We start from the raw sequence: 21,452 nt of genomic DNA, 5'->3' as shown, positions 1-21,452 counted from the left end.
CCACCTGGCAGCGAGGACTCTCGCAGGGATATAATCGAAGGGCGATTGCGCAATATGTCTCTTTGACGTCATATTGCTGTCATCGGACGACAGTTTTCACGTGGTGAGAGGCATTCGTCCATTTATTCGAAAGGCGATCGCGCCATGTCCGGGGCTGGCATGGTGCCAACAACAGGCATGATTACATGGAATTGAGAGAGTGGCTCATTATTCTGGGTCTGGTTCTCGTCGCCATCATTCTGGTGGATGGTGTACGGCGTCTGCAGCGGCAGCGACGGGGCCTGCGCATGGATCTTTCACGCGATATCGATCCGAATGCGCCGGCACGTGACCAGGAGGATATCGAGCGTGAAGAGCGCATGAACTGGGAGCTGCCCAACGGTGGCGCTCGCGTGGTCTCTCGAGAGGGGCACGACATTGATGATCGTTTTGACGAACGCTTCGATGACCCCGACATGGAGGCGCCCTACGGGCCGGAGCCTGACCGCGATCATGATGAGCCGTTTGATGATGGGCGTGACCTGCCGGACGAGCGCCCGCAGGAGCGCTATTTCTCATCACACCGATCGGATGAGCCTTCAGAGCCCGAATTCGATGATGACGTGATGGAAGAAGCTCCGGTGCGTCGTCGCGACGAGTTTGCGCGTCGTCTGAAATCGGTCTTTCCTTCCCGGGAAGGCAAGGGCGATACGTCGCGCAAGAGGGACACGTCGCAAAAGACTCGATCGTCGGACGTGCGCGCTGCCCGGACACCGACGGTGCCGGAGCGTCCCGGGTCCTACGATGATCGCTTCAATGACGATCGCTTCGATGACGACGATCCGCTTTTTGCCCGCAGCGAGCGCCGCGCCCCGCCATTTGATGAGTTCGACCCCGATCGCGAGGAGCCGCTCGCGCCGGCCTTTGAGCCCGAGCCGACACCTGAATTTGATGAGGGCACGCCCGCCCGCTCGTCGTTTGACAGTGCGCGCTGGGCGTCGCGCCATCCGGCGCTGGAGCGTGCCGCGCGCGGCATGATCGACGGCGAAAAACCGCGTACCGTGCTCTCCGATGCTGAAGAGATCGTGGTGATCAGCGTCATGTCGCGCGATGAGGATGGCTTCAACGGGCCCGATCTGCTGCAGCTGGTGCTGGCCTGTGGGCTGCGACTTGATGACCGTGGCGTGTTTCACCGCTTCGAGACCGAATCGAGCGACAGCCCGCTGCAGTTTTCGATGGTCAACGTCGTCAAGCCCGGCACCTTCGATCTGGAGGTCATGGACGAGGACACCACGCCCGGCGTGACCTTTTTGATGCCGATGCCCAGCGCCGAATCCTCGCGCGAGGCGTTTGAAGCGATGTTTGAAACGGCCATGGTGCTGGTGCGTAACCTGGGCGGCGAGCTCAAGGATGAAAACCACAGCGTCATGACTGCCCAGACCGTCGAGTTTGCCCGTCAACGGGTGCATGAGTTTGAACGTCGCTGGCGGCTGCATCACCACCAGGCGCACTAGGCGTCGGTTAACGCGTTGTACGTTATGGGGGCCTTCGGGCCCCCTGATTATTTCAGGGCTGCCTGCCGCGTTTGTATCACGCTCGAGGCGGGCTGACCCATGTTGCGACCGTCGGTTCTGGCGGTCATGTCAAACGGAACGAATCACTGCCATGTGTGCCAGAAAAAGCGCTGACACGATTGCCGAGGAAATCGGCGCCCTGCGGGCCCGGCTTGAAGACGCCAACTACCGCTATTACGTCGAGGACGCGCCGGCCATTCCCGACGCCGAATACGACCGCCTGCTGCGCCGACTGCAGGAGATCGAGGCCGAACATCCCGAGCAGATAACGGCAGATTCACCCACCCAGCGCGTGGGTGCCCCGCCCGCCGAGGGCTTTCCCGAGGTGCAGCACGCCGTGGCCATGCTGTCACTGGATAACGCCTTTGATGAGCAGGAGGTGCGCGCCTTCGCCCGTCGGGTGGCCGAGCGACTGGAAACCGACGAGCAGGCGGTCCGATTCTGCTGCGAGCCCAAGCTGGACGGGCTGGCCGTCTCGCTGGTGTATGAAAACGGTCTGCTGGTGCAGGGCGCGACCCGCGGCGATGGACGCACCGGCGAGGGCATCACGGCCAACCTGCGTACGCTCAAATCCATTCCGCTGAGGCTGCGTGGCGATAACCTGCCGGCACTGCTTGAGGTGCGCGGCGAGGTCTACATGAGCCACTCCGGTTTCGAGGCGCTCAATGAGGATGCCCGTGCCCGGGGCAGCAAGGTCTTTGCCAACCCGCGCAATGCTGCCGCCGGCAGCCTGCGCCAGCTTGATCCCGGCATTGCCGCCGCCCGACCACTCGAGTTCTGCGCCTATCAGGTGGCCCGGATCGACGACGAGCAGCTGCAGCCGAGCCATTCGGCGCTAATGCACAAACTGCGCGAGCTGGGCTTTCGCACCAGCCCCGAGATCGATGTGGTCACGGGCGCCGATGGGCTGGTCGATTTCTGCGACCGGATGGGGAGCCGCCGTGACAAGCTGGACTATGACATCGATGGCGCAGTGCTCAAGGTCGATGATCTGCGCGCCCAGCGCGAACTGGGCTTTGTGTCGCGCGCGCCGCGCTGGGCGATGGCCTTCAAGTTTCCTGCCCAGGAGCAGACCACCGTCATTCGTGATGTTGCCTTTCAGGTCGGGCGCACCGGTCGCCTGACACCGGTGGCACGGCTGGAACCCGTTCAGGTCGCCGGGGTGACGGTCTCCAACGCCACGTTGCACAACATGGACGAAATCGAGCGCCTTGACGCCCGCATCAATGACACCGTGATCATTCGCCGGGCCGGGGATGTGATTCCCCAGATTGTCAGCGTCATCCTTGATGAGCGTCCGGAAGACGCTCGCGTCATCGTGATGCCGGAGCAGTGCCCGGTCTGTGACTCGCGGGTGGAACGCATCGGTGACGAGGTCGACGCACGCTGCTCCGGCGGGCTTTTCTGTCCCGCCCAGCGCAAGGAGGCGCTCAAGCACTTTTCCAGCCGCCGGGCGCTGGATATCGACGGGCTGGGCACCAAACTGATTGACGCGCTGGTCGAGCGCGAATGGGTGAAAACCCCGGCCGATCTGTTTCGTCTTGAAGCCTCGAGGCTTGCCGAGCTACCGCGCATGGCGCAAAAATCCGCCGACAATCTGGTCGCGTCGCTGGCGCGCTCGCGCCACACCACGCTGGCGCGCTTTATCTACGCGCTCGGCATCACCGAAGTCGGCGAGGCGACGGCCAATGCGCTGGTGCTGCACTTTGGCGAGCTGCAGCGGGTCATGGATGCATCACACGAGGCGCTGGAGGCGGTGGCCGATATCGGCCCGATCGTGGCCGGCCACATTCACAGCTTCTTTGCCGAGGCGCACAACCGAGAGACGATCGAGGATCTGATTCGCGTCGGGGTGGACTGGGAGGAAGTCGAAATCGGCGAGCGCGAGCAGCCGCTGACCGGTCAGACCTGGGTGCTGACCGGCACGCTGGACACGCTCACCCGCGATGAGGCGAAGGCGCGGCTGGTGGCGCTGGGGGCGAAGGTCAGCGGCAGTGTGTCGAAGAAAACGCACGCGGTCGTGGCCGGCGATGCTGCCGGCAGCAAGCTGGAAAAGGCCCGGCAACTGGGCGTGGCGGTCATGGAGGAGCAGGCCCTGCTGACCCTGCTGCGCCAGCACGAAAACACGACGCCATCGACAACGTCATCGGAGAGCGACTCATGAGCAGTGAACGATTCGTGGAGGTGCCCTCGCGCATGCTGCCGGCAGATACGCTGGAGCGACTGCTGGCGGAGTTTGTCACCCGCCAGGGCTATGATACGACCGATACCGGTACGGGCGAGCGCGGCTGGATCGATCAGGTGCGTGGCCAGCTCGAGCGCGGAGAGCTTCTGATCGTGCATGACCTGCAGACCGAGCTGACCGAGGTCATGACGCTGGAGCAGTGGCGCGCCTTCGGCCGTCAGGTGGCCGACGATGAAGAAGAGGGCGAGTGGTAGCCATCCGGTGACGCCTCTTCGATAAAAAAACGCCGCTCTTTCGGGAGCGGCGTTTTTATGGCCGAACATGGCCCTGCGCGCAGGGCCATTGTCGATCAGGCGAACAGCAGCGGCACCAGCAGGCTCGAGAGCAGCAGAATCAGCGCGCCGCCCAGGCGTGAAGAGATCTGGGCAAAGGGCATCAGCTGCATGCGGTTGGCCGCCGACAGCACCGCGACATCACCGGTACCGCCCATGTTGGCCATGCACAGTCCGGCCGTAATGGCAGACTCGATCGGGTAGAAGCCTACCAGACGGCCCACCAGCCCGGCGCCGAAGGCGGCGCCGGCGACCACGGCAAACACGATCAGCACGTAGGTGATGGAGATGGCGTCAATGACCTGGCCCAGGTCGGTGTAGGCAATGCCGATGCCGAACAGCAGGGCAAAGGTCCAGTTGCGGGCCACGAAGCGGAACCACTGCGCCGCGGCGTCGCTGACGTTTTCCGGCATCAGGCCGCTGATCTTGACCAGCGCGACCAGAATGATCATCAGCGCGTAGGGATGCAGCGGAATAAGCGTGCCCAGAATCTCGCCGGCGACATAGAAGCTCAGCGCCGCCACGATACCGACGCCCAGCTTGCCAAGCTCCGGGGTGGTCTCGCTGTCGCTGATCTCGACGCCCGGCATCATCTGACCGTTGCCGGTCAGCGACGGAGCGCGCTTGCCCAGACCGTTGAGCAGTCCGGCAATGATGATGGCAAAGACATTGCCCAGCGCCAGCGCCGGCACCAGAATCGAGATGTAGTAGCTTGCCGGCTGGCCCAGCAGCTGCTCATAGATCTGGCTCAGCGGTACGGCGCCGGCGCCCATGCCGCCGCCCATGATGGGCAGGGTAATCACGACCACGGCGTCCTGCGGCGAGAAGCCCAGCAGCAGGCCAACGCCCATCGCGAAAAGCGCGGCAAAGAGCACCGAACACAGCAGCGGCAGGGCAAAACGCGTGCCGACCTTGACCAGCACCTTCGAGTCCATGCCCAGAATGCTGCCGGTAATCAGAGCGGCAATGTAGAAATTGAGAAAGCCGCCGCCCTTCATGAAATCGGTCACGTTGTCGCTGACGCTTTCGGGCAGCCATTGCAGATAGACCAGGGTGGCGGCGCCGAAAATGGCCAGAATGGCGCCACCGCCCAGATAGCTTTTCACAATGGGCAGACGATCGCCGATGAAGCCCATCAGCTCCCCCAGCACCATCATGGTGGCCAGAGCGCCGATCATGCCGGCAGGCAGGGCGTCCAGCATCATGGCAGCGACCAGTATGGCCAGCACGATGGCAAACATTGGCAGGGATAGGCCGAAAATACGCCAGGAACCAGGGGATGTTCCGGCGGAGGCGGGAGTGCTTGCCCTCGCAGTGTCAGGCTGTGACATGGCAATGACCTGTTGTCTTTGGATCAAAAAAACGGATGGGATGGTAAACACCCTGCGTCAGGACAGCACCACGATGGTGGATACAGGCCTCTGACGGGCTGACGCGAGGATTACGGAGACGCCGGCTCTGACCAAGTTTTATGAATTAAAGAAACGTTTTTGTAACTAATGAAAACAAAACTCTGGGTCCTTCCTGGATGTGGTGCCCTGTAAATAACACCAAGGTTGAATTCTTCCTCTGGAGCAGGCCGGCAGCGCAACGCCATCACGAGACCGCCTCGGATTCTGGCACAATAGGAAGGCAAGGATCGAATCTGCACTGGCCGCGACCACGACAGGACATACCCGCCACGTGAATGAACATCCCTGGCCGCGTAAATCGCCGGTACGTTTGAATACTCTGGCGGCCCTGCTGGCCTTTATCACCATCATGGCCTCGTTGATCGTGGCCTATGCTGTTTTCGGCGATCAACTGTGGCGCGGGATTACCCGCGTCCAGCAGGATCGCGTGGTCAATGTCGCCACCACGCTTGCCAACAGCCGTGAGGTGATCGAGGCGCTCGAGCAAAACGTGCCTCCCATGCCGGACTCGGACATCGAGCAGCGCATGGAGTCGCTACGTGCGCTGCTCAATGTCAACTTCATCGTCATCATTAACCCGCAGAGCATTCGGCTGACCCACCCCAACCGGCAGTGGATCGGCCATCACTTTCGCGGCGGCGATGAAGGCCCGGCGCTGGAAGGCAAGCGTTATGCGTCGCTGGCGCTGGGCACGCTGGGCACCAGCATTCGCGGGTTTGCGCCGGTGCGTGACAGTAAGGGCCACATCATCGGTGCCGTATCGGTGGGGGTAACGCTGTCGCATCTGGCGCCGCTGCGAGCGGCGTCCCTCAAGCGTCTGCTGTTTCTCTTTCTGGCCATTCTGCTGATCGGCGGCCTGGGATCGGCATGGCTGGCGCGCACCATTCGCCGACGCCTGATGGGGATGGAGCCGGATGATATCGCACGCCTTGTCGCCGAGCGGCGGGTGACGCTTGACGCCATTCACGAGGGCGTGATCGCCGTGGACGCCGGCGCCAGGGTGACGCTGATCAATCCCGCGGCCCGGCTGCTGCTGGGTGATCCTGAAGCGCACGATATTGTGCCGGGCAAGCGTCTCGAGGTTCTGCTGCCCGGCGGTGGCAGTGCCGGGCAGGCACTGGGGGATCGAGCGATGATCAACCGTCGCATGCAGGTGGGCGGGCGCGCCTTTCTGGGCAACTATCAGCCGATGATGGCCGATGGCCAGCTGGTTGGGGCGGTCGTGACCTTTCGTGACAGTCGCGAGATGCAGGCGCTGGCAGAGGAACTGACCGGCGTGAGGCGCTACGCCGAAGCCCTGCGGGCCACCACGCATGAGTTCAAGAACAAGCTGCATGTCATTCTGGGGCTGGCCCAGCTCGAGGACCTGCCGGCGCTGCGCCGGTATCTGCGCGAGCTGGTCGACTATCGTCACGCGGTATCGGCGTCGATCGTCGAGCGCGTGCGTGAGCCGGTGCTGGCGGGCTTTCTGATCGGCAAGCAGAGCGAGGCCCGCGAAAAGGGCATTACGCTGAGCATCGAGGCCGAGACCGCCATTCCCGCCGCCTGCGACGGCGCCACGGTGCACGCGCTGGTCAGTATCATCGGCAATCTGCTGGAGAACGCCTTTGAGGCACTCGATGGGCGCGATGATCCTCACGTGGCGATTCACATGGCGCTGGAGTCCCGCATGCTGTCGCTGCAGATTCAGGACAACGGCACCGGTATCGAGCCCGATCGTCAGGACCACATCTTCGAACACGGCATCTCCAGCAAGGGCGAGCAGCGCGGACTGGGACTCTATCTGGTCCGGGAGCAGATAGACGCCGTGGAAGGTACTCTGTCGCTTTACTCCTCGCCCGGGCAGGGCACGCTGATCGAGATCAGCTATCCCTATCGACCCGCGAATACTCGCGGGCACGATAACGCCACTGTCGGGCAGTCTCCTGATGAGTGAGCGTGGCGAAAATGAACATGGCGTGACGCCGCAACGCTTCAACGTATTTCAGGTGCACAGGTCATCAATCAGAAGCGCGGTGAGACCAGTCGCGCCGAGATATGATCGTGCCAATATGTGAGGTTACCGATCATGAAAGCGCTGGTGTGTGAGCGTGGTGGTGTTTGAGTGCAGTGATGTTTGAGCGCAGTGATATTCAAGAGCAGTAATATTTGAGAGCAGTGATGCTTGAGAGTACCGATGTATGGGAATGCCGATGTATGACAGTGCGAATATGAGCACAGCGCCATGAGAGTGCTGATCGTGGAAGATGACCCGATGGTCATGAAGCTCAATGTCGATTATCTCAACCGGATCGGCGACATGGAGCTGGTGGCGCGCTGCAGCGACGTCACCACCGCGCTGGTGGTGCTGGAGCGCGAGAGTGTCGATGTGGTTTTGCTGGATGTCTACCTGGGCAAGCGCAGCGGCCTCGAGGTTGCCGGCTGGCTGCGCGAGCGCGATATTGATACCGACATTATCCTGATTACCGCGGCTTCAGAGAGCGACACTGTACGTGAGGCACGGCGACTGGGTGTGAACGACTTTCTGGTCAAGCCCTTCGAGTTCAAGCGCTTTCGCGAAGCACTCGACGCCTGTCGACAGCGTCGCGAAGCGCTCGATGTGCTCAGTGATCAGGTAGATCAGCAGACGCTGGATACGCTGTTTCGCGCCGACAGCAGTGCCCCCAGACGCCTCGGCGGGCTGCCCAAGGGGCTGACCGCCCACAGTCTTGCACAGGTCTGCGAGGCGATTCTGGCACTGGCGCAGGATGAATTTTCCACTGAGGGGCTGGCTGAAATGGCCGGCATGTCGCGGGTCTCGATCCGAAAGTATCTCAAGTATCTGGCCACCCTGGGCCTTCTCACCGAGTCCTTCACCTACGGCCAGGTCGGTCGGCCCTCCTTTTCCTATCGCTGTCTCGACCGGGAAGCGCTGGAGCGCATCGTCAATCAGTAGGGCACTCCAGCGTCTCGCGACGAATGATGGCACGAATCAGGCGCCGTCCCGGGTTGAGATGATCCACCAGGGTATCGGGCAGCGGCAGGGGCTCTTCGCAGATGCGCGAAGCCAGCAGTTCGGCGATCAGCGGCGCGCTGACCAGCCCGCGCGAGCCGTGCGCCAGTGAGGCCCATACCCCCGGCTGATAGCGCCCCGGTGCGTCCGGCACGCGGGTGGCATCAAACCCCATGGGGGCATAGACCTGCTGCCAGTGCGCGGCCTGCGGCAGGCCGCCGCCATAGGGCGACTTGTCGGGGCTGGCGCAGCGAATGCCGCTGCGCGAGGTCAGCGGTGGCGCTGTCTCAAGGGCCTTCGCCAGCGCCGGCAGAGTGCGGGAAAGCTCGATCAGATTAAAGGCGTCATCCTCGGCGCGCAGCGCCGGATCGCGATCGTTGGGGGTAAACGACGCTCCGATGCTCTGGATGCCGTCCCACGCCGGCGGGGCATAGCCCCCGGCGCAGACGACGCAGTTCGGCGACAGGGCGTTCGCGGTCTCATCAAGCGGATAATGGCTGACCTGACCCCGCACCGCCTGAAGCCCGAGATGACAGGACACCGACAGCGCCTCGACCCCGTTGGCACAGGCCAGCACGACGTGGTCTGCCTCCAGGCAGGTACCGTCATCCAGCGTCAGGCGCTGACCCGTCTCGCTCGATGCCATCGACTCGAGTGTGGCCCGGCGCTGTGTAATGCCGAGCGTTTCGGCCAGCCGCTGACAGAGTCGGTCCGGGCTTACCCAGCCGGCCCCGGGATAGTAGAGGCCGTGACGGACGCTGTCGGCCAGCACCTGGCCGGCCAGTGCCTGAGCCTCTTCACGGTCGACACCGCGCGCCACGTCGTCAGGCAACTGCCAGTGCTCGAGACAGCGACGCTGGCGCTCGGCCTCGCGATCGCTGGTGGCCAGCTGCAGCACGCCGGTCGGATGCCAGAGATTACCTTCCGGGTCGAGCCGGCTCAAAAAGCGCTGCGTATGCTGTAGCGCCGCCAGATAGAAACGGCTCTGGTCGTTGACCTCGGCGGCAGGGCGAATGTAGAGCGCCCCCTGACGGTTGCCTGAAGCGCCGCTGCCGGGCGGAGCCGGATCGATCAGCGTCACGCGCCGACCGCGCCGCGCCAGCGCGTGAGCGACGCTGGTGCCGGCAATGCCGGCCCCGATCACGGCAATGTGCTCATCGTGCCGTGCCGGGCGCGGGCAGGCATCAATATGCCAGGGCGTCAGCCGGCGGCGCGTCTGACGACGCTCGGTTTCCGGCGGTAGTGCGGGCATGTGCCCGCCGAGCATCTCGCGCTTGCGGCCAAACCCGGGCAGCTTTTGAATCTCGAAACCGGCCTGGCGCAGCCCGCGCTTGACGATCCCGGCACAGGTGAAGGTGGCCAGCGTTGTGCCCTCGCGACTGGCACCGGCGAGCGCGGCGAAGAGCCTTTCCGACCACATGTCCGGGTTTCTGGACGGGGCAAAACCGTCCAGAAACCAGGCATCCACCCGGCCTTCCAGTGCCTCGAGGCTGTCGGCCGCATCGCCGAAATGCAGATCCAGCGTCACGCGCTCATGCAGTGCGAGGCGGTGAATGCCGCGCAGGGCCGGCGGCCACTGTTCGATCAGGGCGCCAACCAGATCGGTGAAGTCCTCATGATGGCCGAGTGCCCGCGTCAGATCCTCGCGGGTAAACGGATGCTGTTCGGTAGAGACGACGTGAAGGCGGGCGTGATCGGGCGCCTGAATCAGAAAGTCATGCGCGGCGCACAGCACGTTGAGCCCGCTGCCGAAGCCGGTCTCGCCGATGACAAAGGGGCGAGGGTGATGCCAGTCGGTCCAGCGCTCTGCAAGCTGATTGCCGGCGAGAAACACATGCTCGGTTTCGCGGCGGCCGTTCTCGCGCGAGAAATAGACATCGCCGTAGTCGATGGCTTCAGGGGCGTTGTCGTCGCGCCAGTGAAGCCGTGCCGGGGAGAGGGCGAAAGGCGCCGCAATGGAATTGGAGGACAAGAGAGAATACCGGAGAGACGTGAGAGGTGATCAATTTTTAAACGATTTCGGGCAGGCCTGTCACCATCGCGGCTGGCGCAATGTGTTCGCGGGGATCGCACAATGTTGTCACAGCCTTATCCACCCGGAGTGTGCATAACAAAAATGCTGTGGATAACCCTGTTCGATCCCCGCAGAAGCGGGCTCCTTGCTGGTCAGGGCAGAACCTTTTTAAACGGCCGAACGCTGACCTGTGAATAAACGCCTGCGGCCACGTAGGGATCGTCATCGGCCCAGGCGCGTGCCTGTTCCAGAGAGTCGAACTCGGCCACGATCAGGCTGCCGCTGAAGCCGGCATCGCCCGGGTCCGACCCATCCACCGCCGGAAACGGGCCGGCCAGCACCAGGCGGCCCTCGTCGCGCAGGACCTCGATACGCGCCAGGTGCTCGGGGCGCACGCTCTGGCGCGCCTTGAGGCTTTCATCCACATCTTCTCCGATGATGGCGTACAGCATGTTACTTCTCCTCTTTGCGAGAGCCGGTGCCCTGAATGGTGTTCTCGTCACGTGGCAGGTGACGCGCCAGATAGACGCCCTGAACGAGAATGAACAGGATCGTCAGCCCCATCATGCCAAAGAGCTTGAAGTTGACCCAGACTTCCTCGCTGAAATGGGTGAACACCACGATGTTGACCGCGCCCATGGCCAGAAAGAAGACCACCCAGGCCAGATTCAGACGGGTCCAGACCGGCGAGGGCAGGGTCATGTTCTTCTCCATCATCCGCTCGATCAGCGACTTGCCGCCAAGCAGCGGCGAGAGCAGAAAGGCCACGGCAAACAGCCAGTTGACCACGGTCGGCTTCCACTTGATGAACTCGCCGTCGCCCAGAATCACGGTGGCCCCGCCCAGCAGCACGACCAGCGCCAGCGTGACCAGATGCATCTTTTCGACCTTTCGCCAGCGCCACCAGGTAAAAAGCACCTGTGCAATGGTGGCCGGAATCAGTACGGCCGTGGCCAGCACGATATCCTTGGTCAGCTGATAGACCAGAACGAAGATGGCGATCGGCAGAAAGTCGATCAGCATTTTCATACACAACACTCCTGAAAAAATGCCAGCGGGCAGGACCCTGCGAAATACGCGTGTTCATTGATTCTTCGCAGCACCCGGCGCAACATGGCCCGCACCTGAGGTCGCCCCCTGTTTTCGGGCGGCCACGCCGAGTTTGCTGCCACCGAGAGGCCAATGAGCGAGCAGGATACTACATCGTCACCTTCTGACCCCGCAGCGTCATTCTTTGATCCCGGCATGACGCTGGAACAGGCCGGCCATATTGATCTTCATCTACACTCCACGGCCTCCGATGGCCGGCTGTCGCCACAGGCCCTCATGCAGCTGTGTCATCAGCGCGGCCTGTCCTGCGCGGCGCTGACCGATCACGATACCATCGATGGTGTCGAGGCGGCAGCACACGAGGCCCGGGCGCTGGGGATGACGCTGGTGCCGGGCGTTGAGCTCTCCACCCGCTGGCAGGGCGTGGGTATTCATGTGGTGGCGCTGTGGCACGGCAGCCCCGACGCTGCCATGACTGCGCTGCTCGAGCGTCTGTCCCGCGCCCGTCATGATCGGGCGCTGGAAATTGCGGCGCGGCTCGAGAAGGCCGGGCTGGACAATGCGCTCGAGCGGGCGCGGGAGCAGAACCCGGGCAGCCGACTGCTGGGGCGGCCCGACTTTGCCCGGGCACTGGTCGAGGCCGGGCTGGTGCCGGACATGGCGCGTGCCTTCAAACGCTATCTCGGCGCGGGAAAGACTGGCGATGTGAAGGTGCACTGGCCCACACTGGAAGAGACGCTTGAAAGCACTCGCCAGGCAGGCGCCGTGGCGGTTGTGGCGCATCCGCTGCGCTACAGGCTGACCCGGCGCAGGCTGGGCCTTTTGCTGGATGAGTTTGCCGCCCTGGGCGGAGAGGGCGCCGAGCTGATCAGCGGCTACCAGAACGATGATCGCAGCCGTGATCTGGCCTCGATGCTGGTCAAAAGAGGGCTTTATGCCTCGCTGGGCAGTGACTTTCATTATCAGGGCGGGGCGCTTGCCCCGGGCACCCTGAGCCGCGTGCCACGCAGTCAGCTGGTGCCCATCTGGCAGCATCCGCGGCTGAAACCCGCCTTCGAAGGGCCGTGAGCGCCACTTCTTGTCAGAGTCAGGAGATATTCCATGAGCCAGTTCTTTTCCCTGCATCCGGAAACCCCGCAAAAGCGTCTTCTGACGCAGACGCGCGAGATTCTCGAGCGCGATGGGGTCATTGCCTATCCCACCGACTCCGGCTATGCGCTGGGCTGTCTGCCGGGCAACAAGAAGGGCGTGGAGCGGATCAAGCGGCTGCGCAATCTTGATGACAAGCACAACTTCACTCTGATGTTTCCCGATCTCAACGCGATCGGCACCTATGCCCGCATGGACAGCGCGGTCTTCCGGGTACTCAAGGCGCATACGCCGGGGGCCTATACCTTCATTCTCGACGCGACCAGCGAAGTGCCACGGCTGTTGCTGCACCCCAAACGACGCACCATTGGCATTCGCGTGCCGGATCATCGCATTACCCGCGATATCCTTGAGACAGCTGGCGCGCCATTGATGAGCGTGACCCTCATCGCGCCCGATGACACGCTACCGATGACGGACGCCGAAGAGATTCGCGACCGCTTCGGCGCACAGCTGGATGCCATCATTGACGGCGGCGCCTGCCCCATGGAACCGACCACAGTGCTTGACATGCGAACGCTGCCGCCGGAAGTGCTGCGTCAGGGGCGTGGCGACACCAGCGCCTTTGGCTGATGCATGCTCTGCCCATTGATCGGGTGAATCAAAAAAACCTGCAGGTCATCCTGCAGGTTTTTTTTGATCACAATGCGGCCAGGGCTATCGCTGATCCGGCGGAAGGTGATTTGAATCCGGGTCATCGCGCTTGTTTGGGTCATCGTTGTCATCCGGGGCCTTGCGTTGATCCGTCTCATCACAGCCATCATGGGAGGCCGCGGTGCCGTCGCGCTCCTGCTCCAGCAGCTTCATCTTTTCTTCGAGCGCTTCGCGGTCCTGCTGCAGCTCCTCGATTTCATCATCGATCTCCTTGCGCCTGGGGTCCTCGGCTTCTTCATCGAGCCAGCTGCCGCAGAGTCGACAGTAATGGGCATCGCGCTCGTGGCCTTCGTGGCCACAGCCCGGGCAGGCCTCGTCGGAGTAATGATTGCGCCGTATCGAGCGCATCACCTCGGCGGAGAAAACGCCGGTGGGCACCGCCAGAATCGAGTAGCCCAGAATCATCATCAGCGCCGAGATGAACTGCCCCAGCGGCGTGATCGGTGCGATATCGCCATAGCCCACCGTGGTCAGGGTCACCACGGCCCAGTAGACGGCGCGAGGAATGCTGGTAAAGCCGGCTTCCACCGGCTCGATCAGATACACCAGCGACCCGAAAACGATCACCAGAGAGATGACCGTCATCAAGAACATCAATATTTTCTGACGGCTTCGATCCAGCGCCTCAAGCAGCAGATGCCCCTCGCCGACAAATTCCATCAGGCGCAGCACCCGGAAAAGGCGCATGACACGCAGCACCCTGACAACCAGCATCGCCTGAGAGCCCGGGATCAGAAGGCTGAGCCAGGAGGGCAGGATACTGAGCAGATCGATGATGCCGTAGGTGCTGCGGGCATAGCGCAACGGCCGGTCGAGACAGTAAAGGCGCAGCAGATACTCGATGGTAAAGATGCCTGTAAAAGTCCACTCGGCAATCAGGAATATTTCGCCATAGCGGGCTTTCAGGCTGGCGACGCTGTCGAGCATGATAATGATGACGCTCACCACGATCATGATGATCAGGGCAATATCAAAGCTCTTGGCGGCCGGCGTATCCGATTCGAAAATGATCTGAAAGATACGATCTCGAAGCGTTAAATGTTTTTTGTGGGATTCACTGCTCACCGGGGCTCCGAAATTCCTTGAGAAAAAATGACGTCCATCTCCAGGGTCATGCGTCGAAAAATCATGCCATGACGCTTCAGCAAACACAGCCCCCGCCGTTAAAGACAGCAACAGGGTAGATGGCGTTTGCCCGGCATGCTCCGCCCCGTCATGACGGAGGCAGGGGGATCGTCAGGTTTGATGATCAGTAGAGAACAACGTTTACGGAGTGCGCCATGCGTCATTCGGTGCAGACACTATGTCATGATATTCGCCATCTGGCCGACGAGCTGGTGGCCGAGGCGACGCCGCTTGACGAGCAGAAGCTTGCGCATCTATCAGCGTGCTGCAACGCTCTGCTGGCCATGCTTCAGACAGCGCCCCCTGACGAGCCGGCGCAGGACATTCCGCTGTCGCAATACGAGCGCATGCTGCTGTGTGATCACGACGTGATCTGGCACTGGCAGCCCCGCAATGATGCCCTGACGCTCTCCCCGCGCTGGCAGACGCTCTATCACGACGAGGCCGAGTCCTCCCTGGCGCAGTGGTGTGAAAAGCTGCATCCCGATGACCGTGATCGGGTTCATTCACTGTGTCATCAGGGCGCCGCAGCGCCCGGTGTATCGCGTATCGAGTGCCGTCTGCGTGATGGCCGGGGGCAGTGGCGCTTCGTTCGGCTGCGCACCGTGGGCGCCGGCCCCGAAGGTACGCCCGGGCTGACCGGCGTGCTCAGCGATATTACCCACGAACGCTACCGCGACCCGGTCACTGGCCTTGGCAATTCCGATCTGCTCGATCAGCAACTGGAGGACGCTCTGGATAACGTGCCAGGGACGCCTCATGCCCTGATCAAGATCACCATGGTCAACGCCACGCTGTTGAGCGAGTCCGAGCATTTCAACAACACCCGTGAGCTGGAAGCGCGCATTGCCGATCTGCTGGCGGATCTACTGCCGGAGGGCAGTCTGATTGCGCTGCCCGGCTTCAGCTATGCGCTGGTAACCCCCTTTGAGGAGAAAGCAGCGCTGGCGCGTTTTCTCGAGCCGCTTCAGCGAATGCTGGCCACACCGATGGAAACGCCGGTGGGTCGCATCTGGCTGTCCTATGTCGTGGGCGTGGTGCCCTTTGACGCCGGCAGCAATGCCGGAGTGGACATTCTCAGAAAGCAGGCGCGTCTGACCATCAATAACGCCTCCAGCGCCGGCGTCGGGGGCATCCATTACTACAGTGACGATCTGGGCGCGCGTGCCAGTCGGGCCAGCCACGGTGAGCAGCTGATCCGGTCGGCGCTGGCCAGCGATGGCGTGCTCTGTTTTCTTCAGCCCATCGTCAGCGTCCGAGAGGGTGGCCGGGTCACTGCCTTTGAAGCATTGATGCGTCTCAAGGATGGCGACGATATCGCCATGCCGGGGGCCTTTATCGAGGCGGCCGAGTCGACCGGACTGATCCATCAGCTCAGTCAGCGATTGATTGACAAGGCCCTGCAGATTCTGGTGGATCCGGCCTTCACCCACCGCTTCGGGCGGGATTTCGTGATCAACATCAATCTGTCCCGCCATCAGCTCAAGGATGTCATGCTGGTCGATGAGATGATGGCGCTGATTCACCGGCACGGTGCCGATCCTCGCCGGGTCAATCTGGAAATTACCGAGTCGGCCATACTGGCCGAGCCGGCCATCGCACTGAGAAATCTGGTGCGGCTGCGCGAGCACGGCATTTCCATTGCTCTGGACGACTTTGGCAGCGGGTATTCGTCACTGTCACAGCTCTGCGAGCTGCCGCTGGACTGCATCAAGATCGATCGCCGCTTCGTGATGGATCTGGAGCGCGAGCCGCGCAAGCGCCATGTCATGACCTCGATGATCGATCTGTGTCGGCGTCTGGAGTTTCGCGTGGTGGTCGAGGGCGTGGAGGAGAGCGCCACTCTCAAAACGGTATGTGACATGGGGGCCGAGCAGATCCAGGGCTTTATCTATGCCCGGCCCATGCCTTTTCTGGATGTGCTTGATCGCCTGGGCGCCACGCTGTCGCCGATCTTGCCGCCGCCGCGGGCTGCCGGGGCGGTATCACATTGATATCGCGACCGGTTATTGACGATAAAGGTGCTGCATCAGGAGCAGCCACTGCTGTCCGAAGCGGCAGTCAAGCCAGTCCGGACGTGACAGCGCGTCGCCAAGCCGCCCGGCCAGGGTCGAAACGCCGGGGTCGTCATGACGCGTCAGGTTGAGCAGCGCCTGACGTGAGGCGTACAAGAACGCCTGCTGCTGACTGTCCTGCCAGGCATCAAGCGCCAGAATCGCGCGCTCAAGGCACTGATCCGGTCTGCCCAGTGCGCAGGCAGGTAATGCCCAATGCTGCTCGCGCAGCGACGCGGCGCGTGCCGCCTTGCTGGCATTGGCCGGTCGCAGGGCGCAGTGCAGCGCCAGCTGATCGGCCAGCGACCAGAGCGCGTCCTCCTGCCCATCCTTGAGCTCGAGCTCGATTTCGTGAATATCGACGCGGCGTTCGCCAACGACAATCTCGCCGATATCCAGCGCCAGCTCGATGCGACTGCCGTTGTGTTCCACAAGCCACTGGGTGCGCTCGAAATCCGTGCGATAGACGCCCTGCAGCGCCTTCAGGGTGTCACTGTCGTCAAAGGGCGGCACCTCCAGCGATGCGAGCCAGTCCGTGTCCAGACGCTCTTCTTCGCGTGCTGTTTCCCATTCACCGCGGGTGTGCAGCCCACCCTGGCCGCTGCCGGCCGTCTTGACCGTCTGAACAAACCGCGTGCCATCACCGCGCAGGCGTAGCGCGACCCGGTGCGCCTCGAGGGCAAGCTCCGGCGTGTCGTAATAGACATTGGCCAGCCGATGCACTTCCGGGGGCGTCTTTTCAAGCAGCGGGTGGTGCTTCAGAGCGTCGACACTGTCGCGACCCAGCGCCAGCTTGAGTTCGATTTCCTGCGGTGTCCGGGGAGAGTTATTGACGCAGGCGTCGTCGTGCGTGCTCGCAGTCATGTGTTGATTCGCTTTATCCGGGGCCAAACATTAAATTTCCATGACGCAGGGAGGTCATGTAAATATACTGGTCACGCCATTTTTCATTGCAGTGAAATCATCATGGTGTCATCCAATCCCTTTTCAGCACTGTTCGGCCGGTCGCCGTTCCAGCCACTGCTTGAGCACATCGACAAGACCGTCGAGTGTGCCGACCTGTTGCCGCAGTTCTTTCAGGCAACCCTTGAGCAGGACTGGGATCGTGCCGGCGAGATTCGCAATCGCATCAGCGCAGGCGAGCACGACGCCGATGAGCTGAAAACCCATATCCGCATGAATCTGCCCAACAGCATCTTCCTGCCGGTGTCCCGCTCCGATCTGCTCGAGCTGATCAGTGTACAGGACAAGATAGCCAACAAGGTCAAGGATATCGCCGGCATCATGCTCGGGCGTCGCATGCGCGTGCCCGAAGCCATGGAGGATATCTTCCAGGAGTACATGCGCATTGCGGTGGCCACGGTACATCAGGCGCGCCAGGCGCTGGCCGAGCTGGACGATCTGCTCGAGTCGGGCTTTGGCCGCAACGTCTCCGATCTTCTGGGCGATCAGATCCGCAAGCTTCACGAGCTCGAACATCAGGCCGACGATCAGCAGGTCATGATCCGGCGCCGCCTTTTTGAGCTGGAAAAGGACCTCCCGCCGGTCGATGTCATGTTTCTCTACAAGATCATCGACTGGATCGGCGAGGTGTCCGACCGCTCTGAACGCGTGGGCAGCCGCCTGCAAATCCTCCTGGCCCGATAGGTGCTCGTCACCGTCGGGTTGACGTTCGAATAACGATACTTTCCTATGACCATCATCGCACAGCATGGCGAGCTCTTTATTCTTCTTGCCTGCGTTTTCGGCTTTTTCATGGCCTGGGGGGTTGGTGCCAACGACGTTGCCAACGCCATGGGTACCTCGGTCGGCTCCAAGGCCATTACCATCCGCCAGGCGATCGCTATCGCCATCATCTTCGAGTTTCTGGGGGCGTGGCTTGCCGGCGGTGAGGTCACCTCGACCATTCGCAACGGCATCATCGACCCGACACTGCTCAATGAGACGCCCCAGTATCTGGTCTATGGCATGCTCTCGTCGCTGCTGTCCGCGGCCATCTGGCTGATGATCGCCTCGAAAAAGGGCTGGCCGGTTTCCACCACGCACTCGATCGTGGGTGCTATTGTCGGCTTTGCCGTGGCCGGGCTGGGCCCGGCGTCAGTGCAGTGGAGTGCCGTCGGCCAGATCGTGTCGAGCTGGGTGACTTCGCCGTTCATTGCCGGGGTGCTCGCCTTTTTGCTGTTCCGCTCGATCCAGACCCTGATCTTTGAAAACAAGGATCCGCTGGCGGCGGCGCGGCGCTATGTGCCGGGCTACATGTTTCTGGTCGGTTTTATCGTGGCGATGGTGACCCTGCTCAAGGGGTTGAGCCACGTCGGTCTTGAGCTGTCCTTTACCGATGCGCTGCTCTGGGCCATGGGCGTGGGCGCTGTCATCACGCTGCTGGGCATTCTGCTCGAACGGCGCATCGGCCACGAGCCGCGCCAGAACGACCGTTTCAGCTTTACGGGCGTGGAGCGCATCTTCGGGCTTTTGATGATGTTTACCGCCTGTGCCATGGCGTTTGCTCACGGCTCCAACGACGTGGCCAATGCCGTGGGGCCGCTGGCGGCCGTGGTCAGCGTTGTGCAGACCCACGGCCAGATCGGCGGTAACGCGGCGCTGCCCTGGTGGATTCTCATCCTTGGCGGCGGCGGCATCGTCTTTGGCCTTCTGACCTATGGTCATCGCGTCATTGCCACCGTCGGCACCGGCATCACCGAGCTGACGCCCTCGCGCGGCTTTGCCGCAACGCTTGCCGCCGCCACGACCGTGGTCATCGCCTCGGGCACGGGACTGCCGATCTCGACCACCCACACACTGGTGGGGGCGGTACTGGGCGTGGGTCTGGCACGCGGCATGCGCGCCCTGAACCTGCGCGTGCTGGGTACCATCGTGATCTCGTGGCTGGTCACTCTCCCGGCCGGCGCGGCGCTGTCCATCATGTTCTTTTTCATGCTCAAGGGCATGTTCGGCTAGGCGTCGAGTACGCCCGCCGGATAAGGGTCGCCGTCACTGACGGCGACCCTTTTTCGTGTCCGGCTCTGTGTCCGGTCCTGTATCTGGTCTCATGCGCCATCACCCGGAACTGCGTCCCGGCGTTCGCTGTTTTAAGATAAGAGAGCCTTGCCCCGGCAAGACCCCATCGATGCCTGCCTGACCCTGGAGCCGCCTTGGACATCTCATTTCCTTTTGCCGACTGGTTTCGAAACTCCTCGACCTATATCGATGCCCATCGGGGACGTACCTTTGTGGTGCTGATCGAAGGAGAGGGGCTGACGCCCGAGCGTCGTGCCCCGCTGATCCAGGACCTGGCGCTTTTGCACGTGCTGGGCGTGCGTCTGGTGCTGGTGTTTGGCGTTCGCGCTCAGGTGCGCGAGGCGCTGACCGACGCAGGATTGACGCCACAGCGTCATCAGGGCCGCTTCGTGGTAGACGATGCCTGCATGTCGCTGATCGAACGGGAAGCTTCGACCCTGCGTCTGGCCATTGAGGCGCGCCTCTCGCCCGGGCTTTCCAACACGCCACTGCACGGCGTGGAGATCAATGCCATCAGCGGCAATCTGGTCATGGCCAAGCCCCTGGGCATTCGGGAGGGCGTGGATTTTCTGCGAGCTGGTGAGGTACGCCGCGTGCGCCGCGATGCCATTCGCACGTTGCTGGATCAGCGCTCGCTGGTCGTGCTGCCGCCGCTGGGCTATTCGAGTACCGGCGAGGTGTTCGATCTGGATGCTGCCGATATTGCCCGTCATACCGCCATTGCACTCGAGGCCGACAAGCTGATCATCGTGGGGCGTGCTCGCGGGCTTCACAACCTGCAGGGTCGTCTCATGCGCCAGCCGAGCCTGAAGGAAGCGCAGTCGATGGTGCGCGAGTACGACGATACCGAGCTTGCCGAGCATGTTCACATTGCCTGCGATGCGGCGCGACAGGGCGTTGGCCGCACGCATCTGATCTCCTGGCAGGACCGTGACGCGCTGCTGGCGGAGCTCTTCACTCGTGACGGGGTCGGTACCATGATTACCCGCGAGCGCTACGAGCAGCTCAGGGGTGCCCGTCTTGACGACATTGGCGGGCTTCTGGAGCTGCTGCGGCCGCTGGAAGAGCGCGGCATGCTGGTGGCGCGCTCCCGCGAGCGGCTGGAGCAGGAGATCGATGACTATGTCGTTATCGAGCGTGACGGCATGGTCATCGGCTGTGCGGCGCTGCATTCCTATCCGGAGGCGCGTAGCGCGGAACTGGCCTGCGTGGCGGTGCACACCAGCTACCGCGGCGGCGAGCGCGGTGATCTACTGCTCGAAGGCGTCGAGCAGCGCGCCCGCGACCAGGGGCTGGAGGCGCTTTTTGCCCTGACGACCCACACCCTGCACTGGTTTCTCGAACGTGGCTTCGTGCAGGCCGGCCTGGACGCGCTACCTGAACGGCGACGCCAGCACTACAACCCGCAGCGTAACTCCAGAGTACTGCTCAAGACCCTCTCGACCTCTGGCGCGCTGAAGACCGGTGTCTGATCGACAGTCCGGCAGCTGTCGCGGTTTTGAGACAATAGCCGGGTGGATTGTCGTCCATTGGAGACATCGAAATATTTATAAAAAACAGATATTTACTAATTTTTCGGTGATCCGGTGTCGCCATTTGGCGACGTTCGTGGCGCAGAAGATGGCTCGGGACCAAACGGCTGATGACTGTATTCCTCTCAGGTAATTGTTTTTAATGGGTTAATGGGGGAGTGGCACGCTGCTGGCTATATGATTGGCATGGCAGAGCAGACGCTCATGACGAGTTTTTTCGAAGGGATTCGTGACAGGCTGCTCTGTCCAGGGCTCCAGCAGGGAGGCAGCCGGCAGTAACTGCCATGGCATGGATGCCATCCCGGAGCAGTATTTCGAGGGCAGCGTTGAACGCTGGCCTTGATCATGAAGAAGCCGATGGCGCTATTGAAAGCCTGAATGT

Annotated in this window: 17 protein-coding genes; 11 read left to right on the top strand and 6 right to left on the bottom strand. The window is 62.2% G+C overall.

All coding sequences use genetic code 11. The features are described from left to right. Nucleotides 1-185 precede the first annotated feature (185 nt). From zipA to BM079_RS10485, 3 genes are all read left to right on the top strand, one after another. Nucleotides 186-1,493, top strand: a complete 1,308-nt coding sequence (zipA, locus tag BM079_RS10495; protein WP_090133752.1) for a cell division protein ZipA — start codon at nt 186-188, stop codon at nt 1,491-1,493. Between the two features lie 151 nt (nt 1,494-1,644). Continuing rightward, a complete protein-coding gene (gene ligA / locus BM079_RS10490) occupies nt 1,645-3,717 on the top strand; it encodes an NAD-dependent DNA ligase LigA (RefSeq protein WP_090133750.1) in 2,073 nt (690 codons plus the stop codon). After that, the gene (locus BM079_RS10485; RefSeq protein ID WP_090133747.1) at nt 3,714-3,992 is read left to right on the top strand and encodes a YheU family protein; all 279 of its coding nucleotides are present in this window, start codon (nt 3,714-3,716) and stop codon (nt 3,990-3,992) included. The genes ligA and BM079_RS10485 overlap by 4 nt, the downstream gene beginning before the upstream one ends. A gap of 95 nt (nt 3,993-4,087) precedes the next feature. Here BM079_RS10485 and BM079_RS10480 read toward each other — a convergent pair whose 3' ends face one another. Further along, complete coding sequence (locus BM079_RS10480) at nt 4,088-5,401, bottom strand: 2-hydroxycarboxylate transporter family protein (RefSeq protein ID WP_090133745.1); 1,314 nt, start codon at nt 5,399-5,401, stop codon at nt 4,088-4,090. Between the two features lie 352 nt (nt 5,402-5,753). Here BM079_RS10480 and BM079_RS10475 point away from each other — a divergent pair, with 352 nt between their 5' ends. Both BM079_RS10475 and BM079_RS10470 read left to right on the top strand, forming a co-directional pair. Then, nucleotides 5,754-7,418, top strand: a complete 1,665-nt coding sequence (locus BM079_RS10475) for an ATP-binding protein (protein ID WP_245742979.1) — start codon at nt 5,754-5,756, stop codon at nt 7,416-7,418. 288 nt (nt 7,419-7,706) lie between these two features. After that, nucleotides 7,707-8,417: a response regulator gene (locus BM079_RS10470; RefSeq protein ID WP_090133743.1), complete on the top strand. Its 711-nt coding sequence runs from the start codon at nt 7,707-7,709 to the stop codon at nt 8,415-8,417. Here the strand turns inward: BM079_RS10470 and mnmC are convergent. The 3 genes from mnmC to BM079_RS10455 form a co-directional block, all read right to left on the bottom strand. Next, complete coding sequence (gene mnmC, locus BM079_RS10465; RefSeq protein WP_090133741.1) at nt 8,407-10,446, bottom strand: bifunctional tRNA (5-methylaminomethyl-2-thiouridine)(34)-methyltransferase MnmD/FAD-dependent 5-carboxymethylaminomethyl-2-thiouridine(34) oxidoreductase MnmC; 2,040 nt, start codon at nt 10,444-10,446, stop codon at nt 8,407-8,409. The genes BM079_RS10470 and mnmC overlap by 11 nt on opposite strands. 194 nt (nt 10,447-10,640) lie before the next feature. Then, on the bottom strand, nt 10,641-10,940 hold the full coding sequence (locus BM079_RS10460; protein WP_090133739.1) for a YciI family protein: 300 nt from the start codon (nt 10,938-10,940) through the stop codon (nt 10,641-10,643). A gap of 1 nt (nt 10,941) precedes the next feature. Further along, nucleotides 10,942-11,517, bottom strand: coding sequence for a septation protein A (locus tag BM079_RS10455; RefSeq protein WP_090133737.1), 576 nt, complete (start codon nt 11,515-11,517; stop codon nt 10,942-10,944). 153 nt (nt 11,518-11,670) lie between these two features. Here BM079_RS10455 and BM079_RS10450 point away from each other — a divergent pair, with 153 nt between their 5' ends. Continuing rightward, nucleotides 11,671-12,606 (top strand): PHP domain-containing protein, encoded by a 936-nt coding sequence (locus BM079_RS10450; protein WP_322787942.1) that lies wholly within the window; start codon nt 11,671-11,673, stop codon nt 12,604-12,606. A gap of 33 nt (nt 12,607-12,639) precedes the next feature. Next, nucleotides 12,640-13,260: an L-threonylcarbamoyladenylate synthase gene (locus BM079_RS10445; RefSeq protein WP_090133735.1), complete on the top strand. Its 621-nt coding sequence runs from the start codon at nt 12,640-12,642 to the stop codon at nt 13,258-13,260. A gap of 84 nt (nt 13,261-13,344) precedes the next feature. Here BM079_RS10445 and BM079_RS10440 read toward each other — a convergent pair whose 3' ends face one another. Continuing rightward, complete coding sequence (locus tag BM079_RS10440) at nt 13,345-14,406, bottom strand: ion transporter (protein WP_090133733.1); 1,062 nt, start codon at nt 14,404-14,406, stop codon at nt 13,345-13,347. Between the two features lie 215 nt (nt 14,407-14,621). Between BM079_RS10440 and BM079_RS10435 the strand changes: the two genes are divergently transcribed. Beyond that, nucleotides 14,622-16,460 carry an EAL domain-containing protein gene (locus tag BM079_RS10435; RefSeq protein ID WP_090133731.1) on the top strand — a complete coding sequence of 613 codons (1,839 nt, stop codon included), beginning with the start codon at nt 14,622-14,624 and terminating at the stop codon, nt 16,458-16,460. Between the two features lie 12 nt (nt 16,461-16,472). Here BM079_RS10435 and BM079_RS10430 read toward each other — a convergent pair whose 3' ends face one another. Then, on the bottom strand, nt 16,473-17,384 hold the full coding sequence (locus BM079_RS10430; protein WP_090133729.1) for a CYTH domain-containing protein: 912 nt from the start codon (nt 17,382-17,384) through the stop codon (nt 16,473-16,475). A 102-nt stretch (nt 17,385-17,486) separates the two neighbouring features. Between BM079_RS10430 and BM079_RS10425 the strand changes: the two genes are divergently transcribed. The 3 genes from BM079_RS10425 (at nt 17,487) to argA (ending at nt 21,010) form a co-directional block, all read left to right on the top strand. Further along, the gene (locus BM079_RS10425) at nt 17,487-18,167 is read left to right on the top strand and encodes a TIGR00153 family protein (RefSeq protein WP_090133727.1); all 681 of its coding nucleotides are present in this window, start codon (nt 17,487-17,489) and stop codon (nt 18,165-18,167) included. A 45-nt stretch (nt 18,168-18,212) separates the two neighbouring features. Further along, nucleotides 18,213-19,478 (top strand): inorganic phosphate transporter, encoded by a 1,266-nt coding sequence (locus BM079_RS10420; RefSeq protein WP_090133726.1) that lies wholly within the window; start codon nt 18,213-18,215, stop codon nt 19,476-19,478. Between the two features lie 194 nt (nt 19,479-19,672). Beyond that, entirely contained in the window at nt 19,673-21,010 is a 1,338-nt protein-coding gene (argA, locus tag BM079_RS10415; protein WP_090133723.1) for an amino-acid N-acetyltransferase, read from the top strand. The last annotated feature ends 442 nt before the right edge of the window (nt 21,011-21,452 follow it).

This window comes from Kushneria avicenniae (assembly GCF_900112585.1).
Taxonomy (GTDB): Bacteria; Pseudomonadota; Gammaproteobacteria; order Pseudomonadales; family Halomonadaceae; genus Kushneria; species Kushneria avicenniae.
Note: the sequence above shows the minus strand (reverse complement) of the source record. Positions and strands in the feature narration are given on the sequence as shown.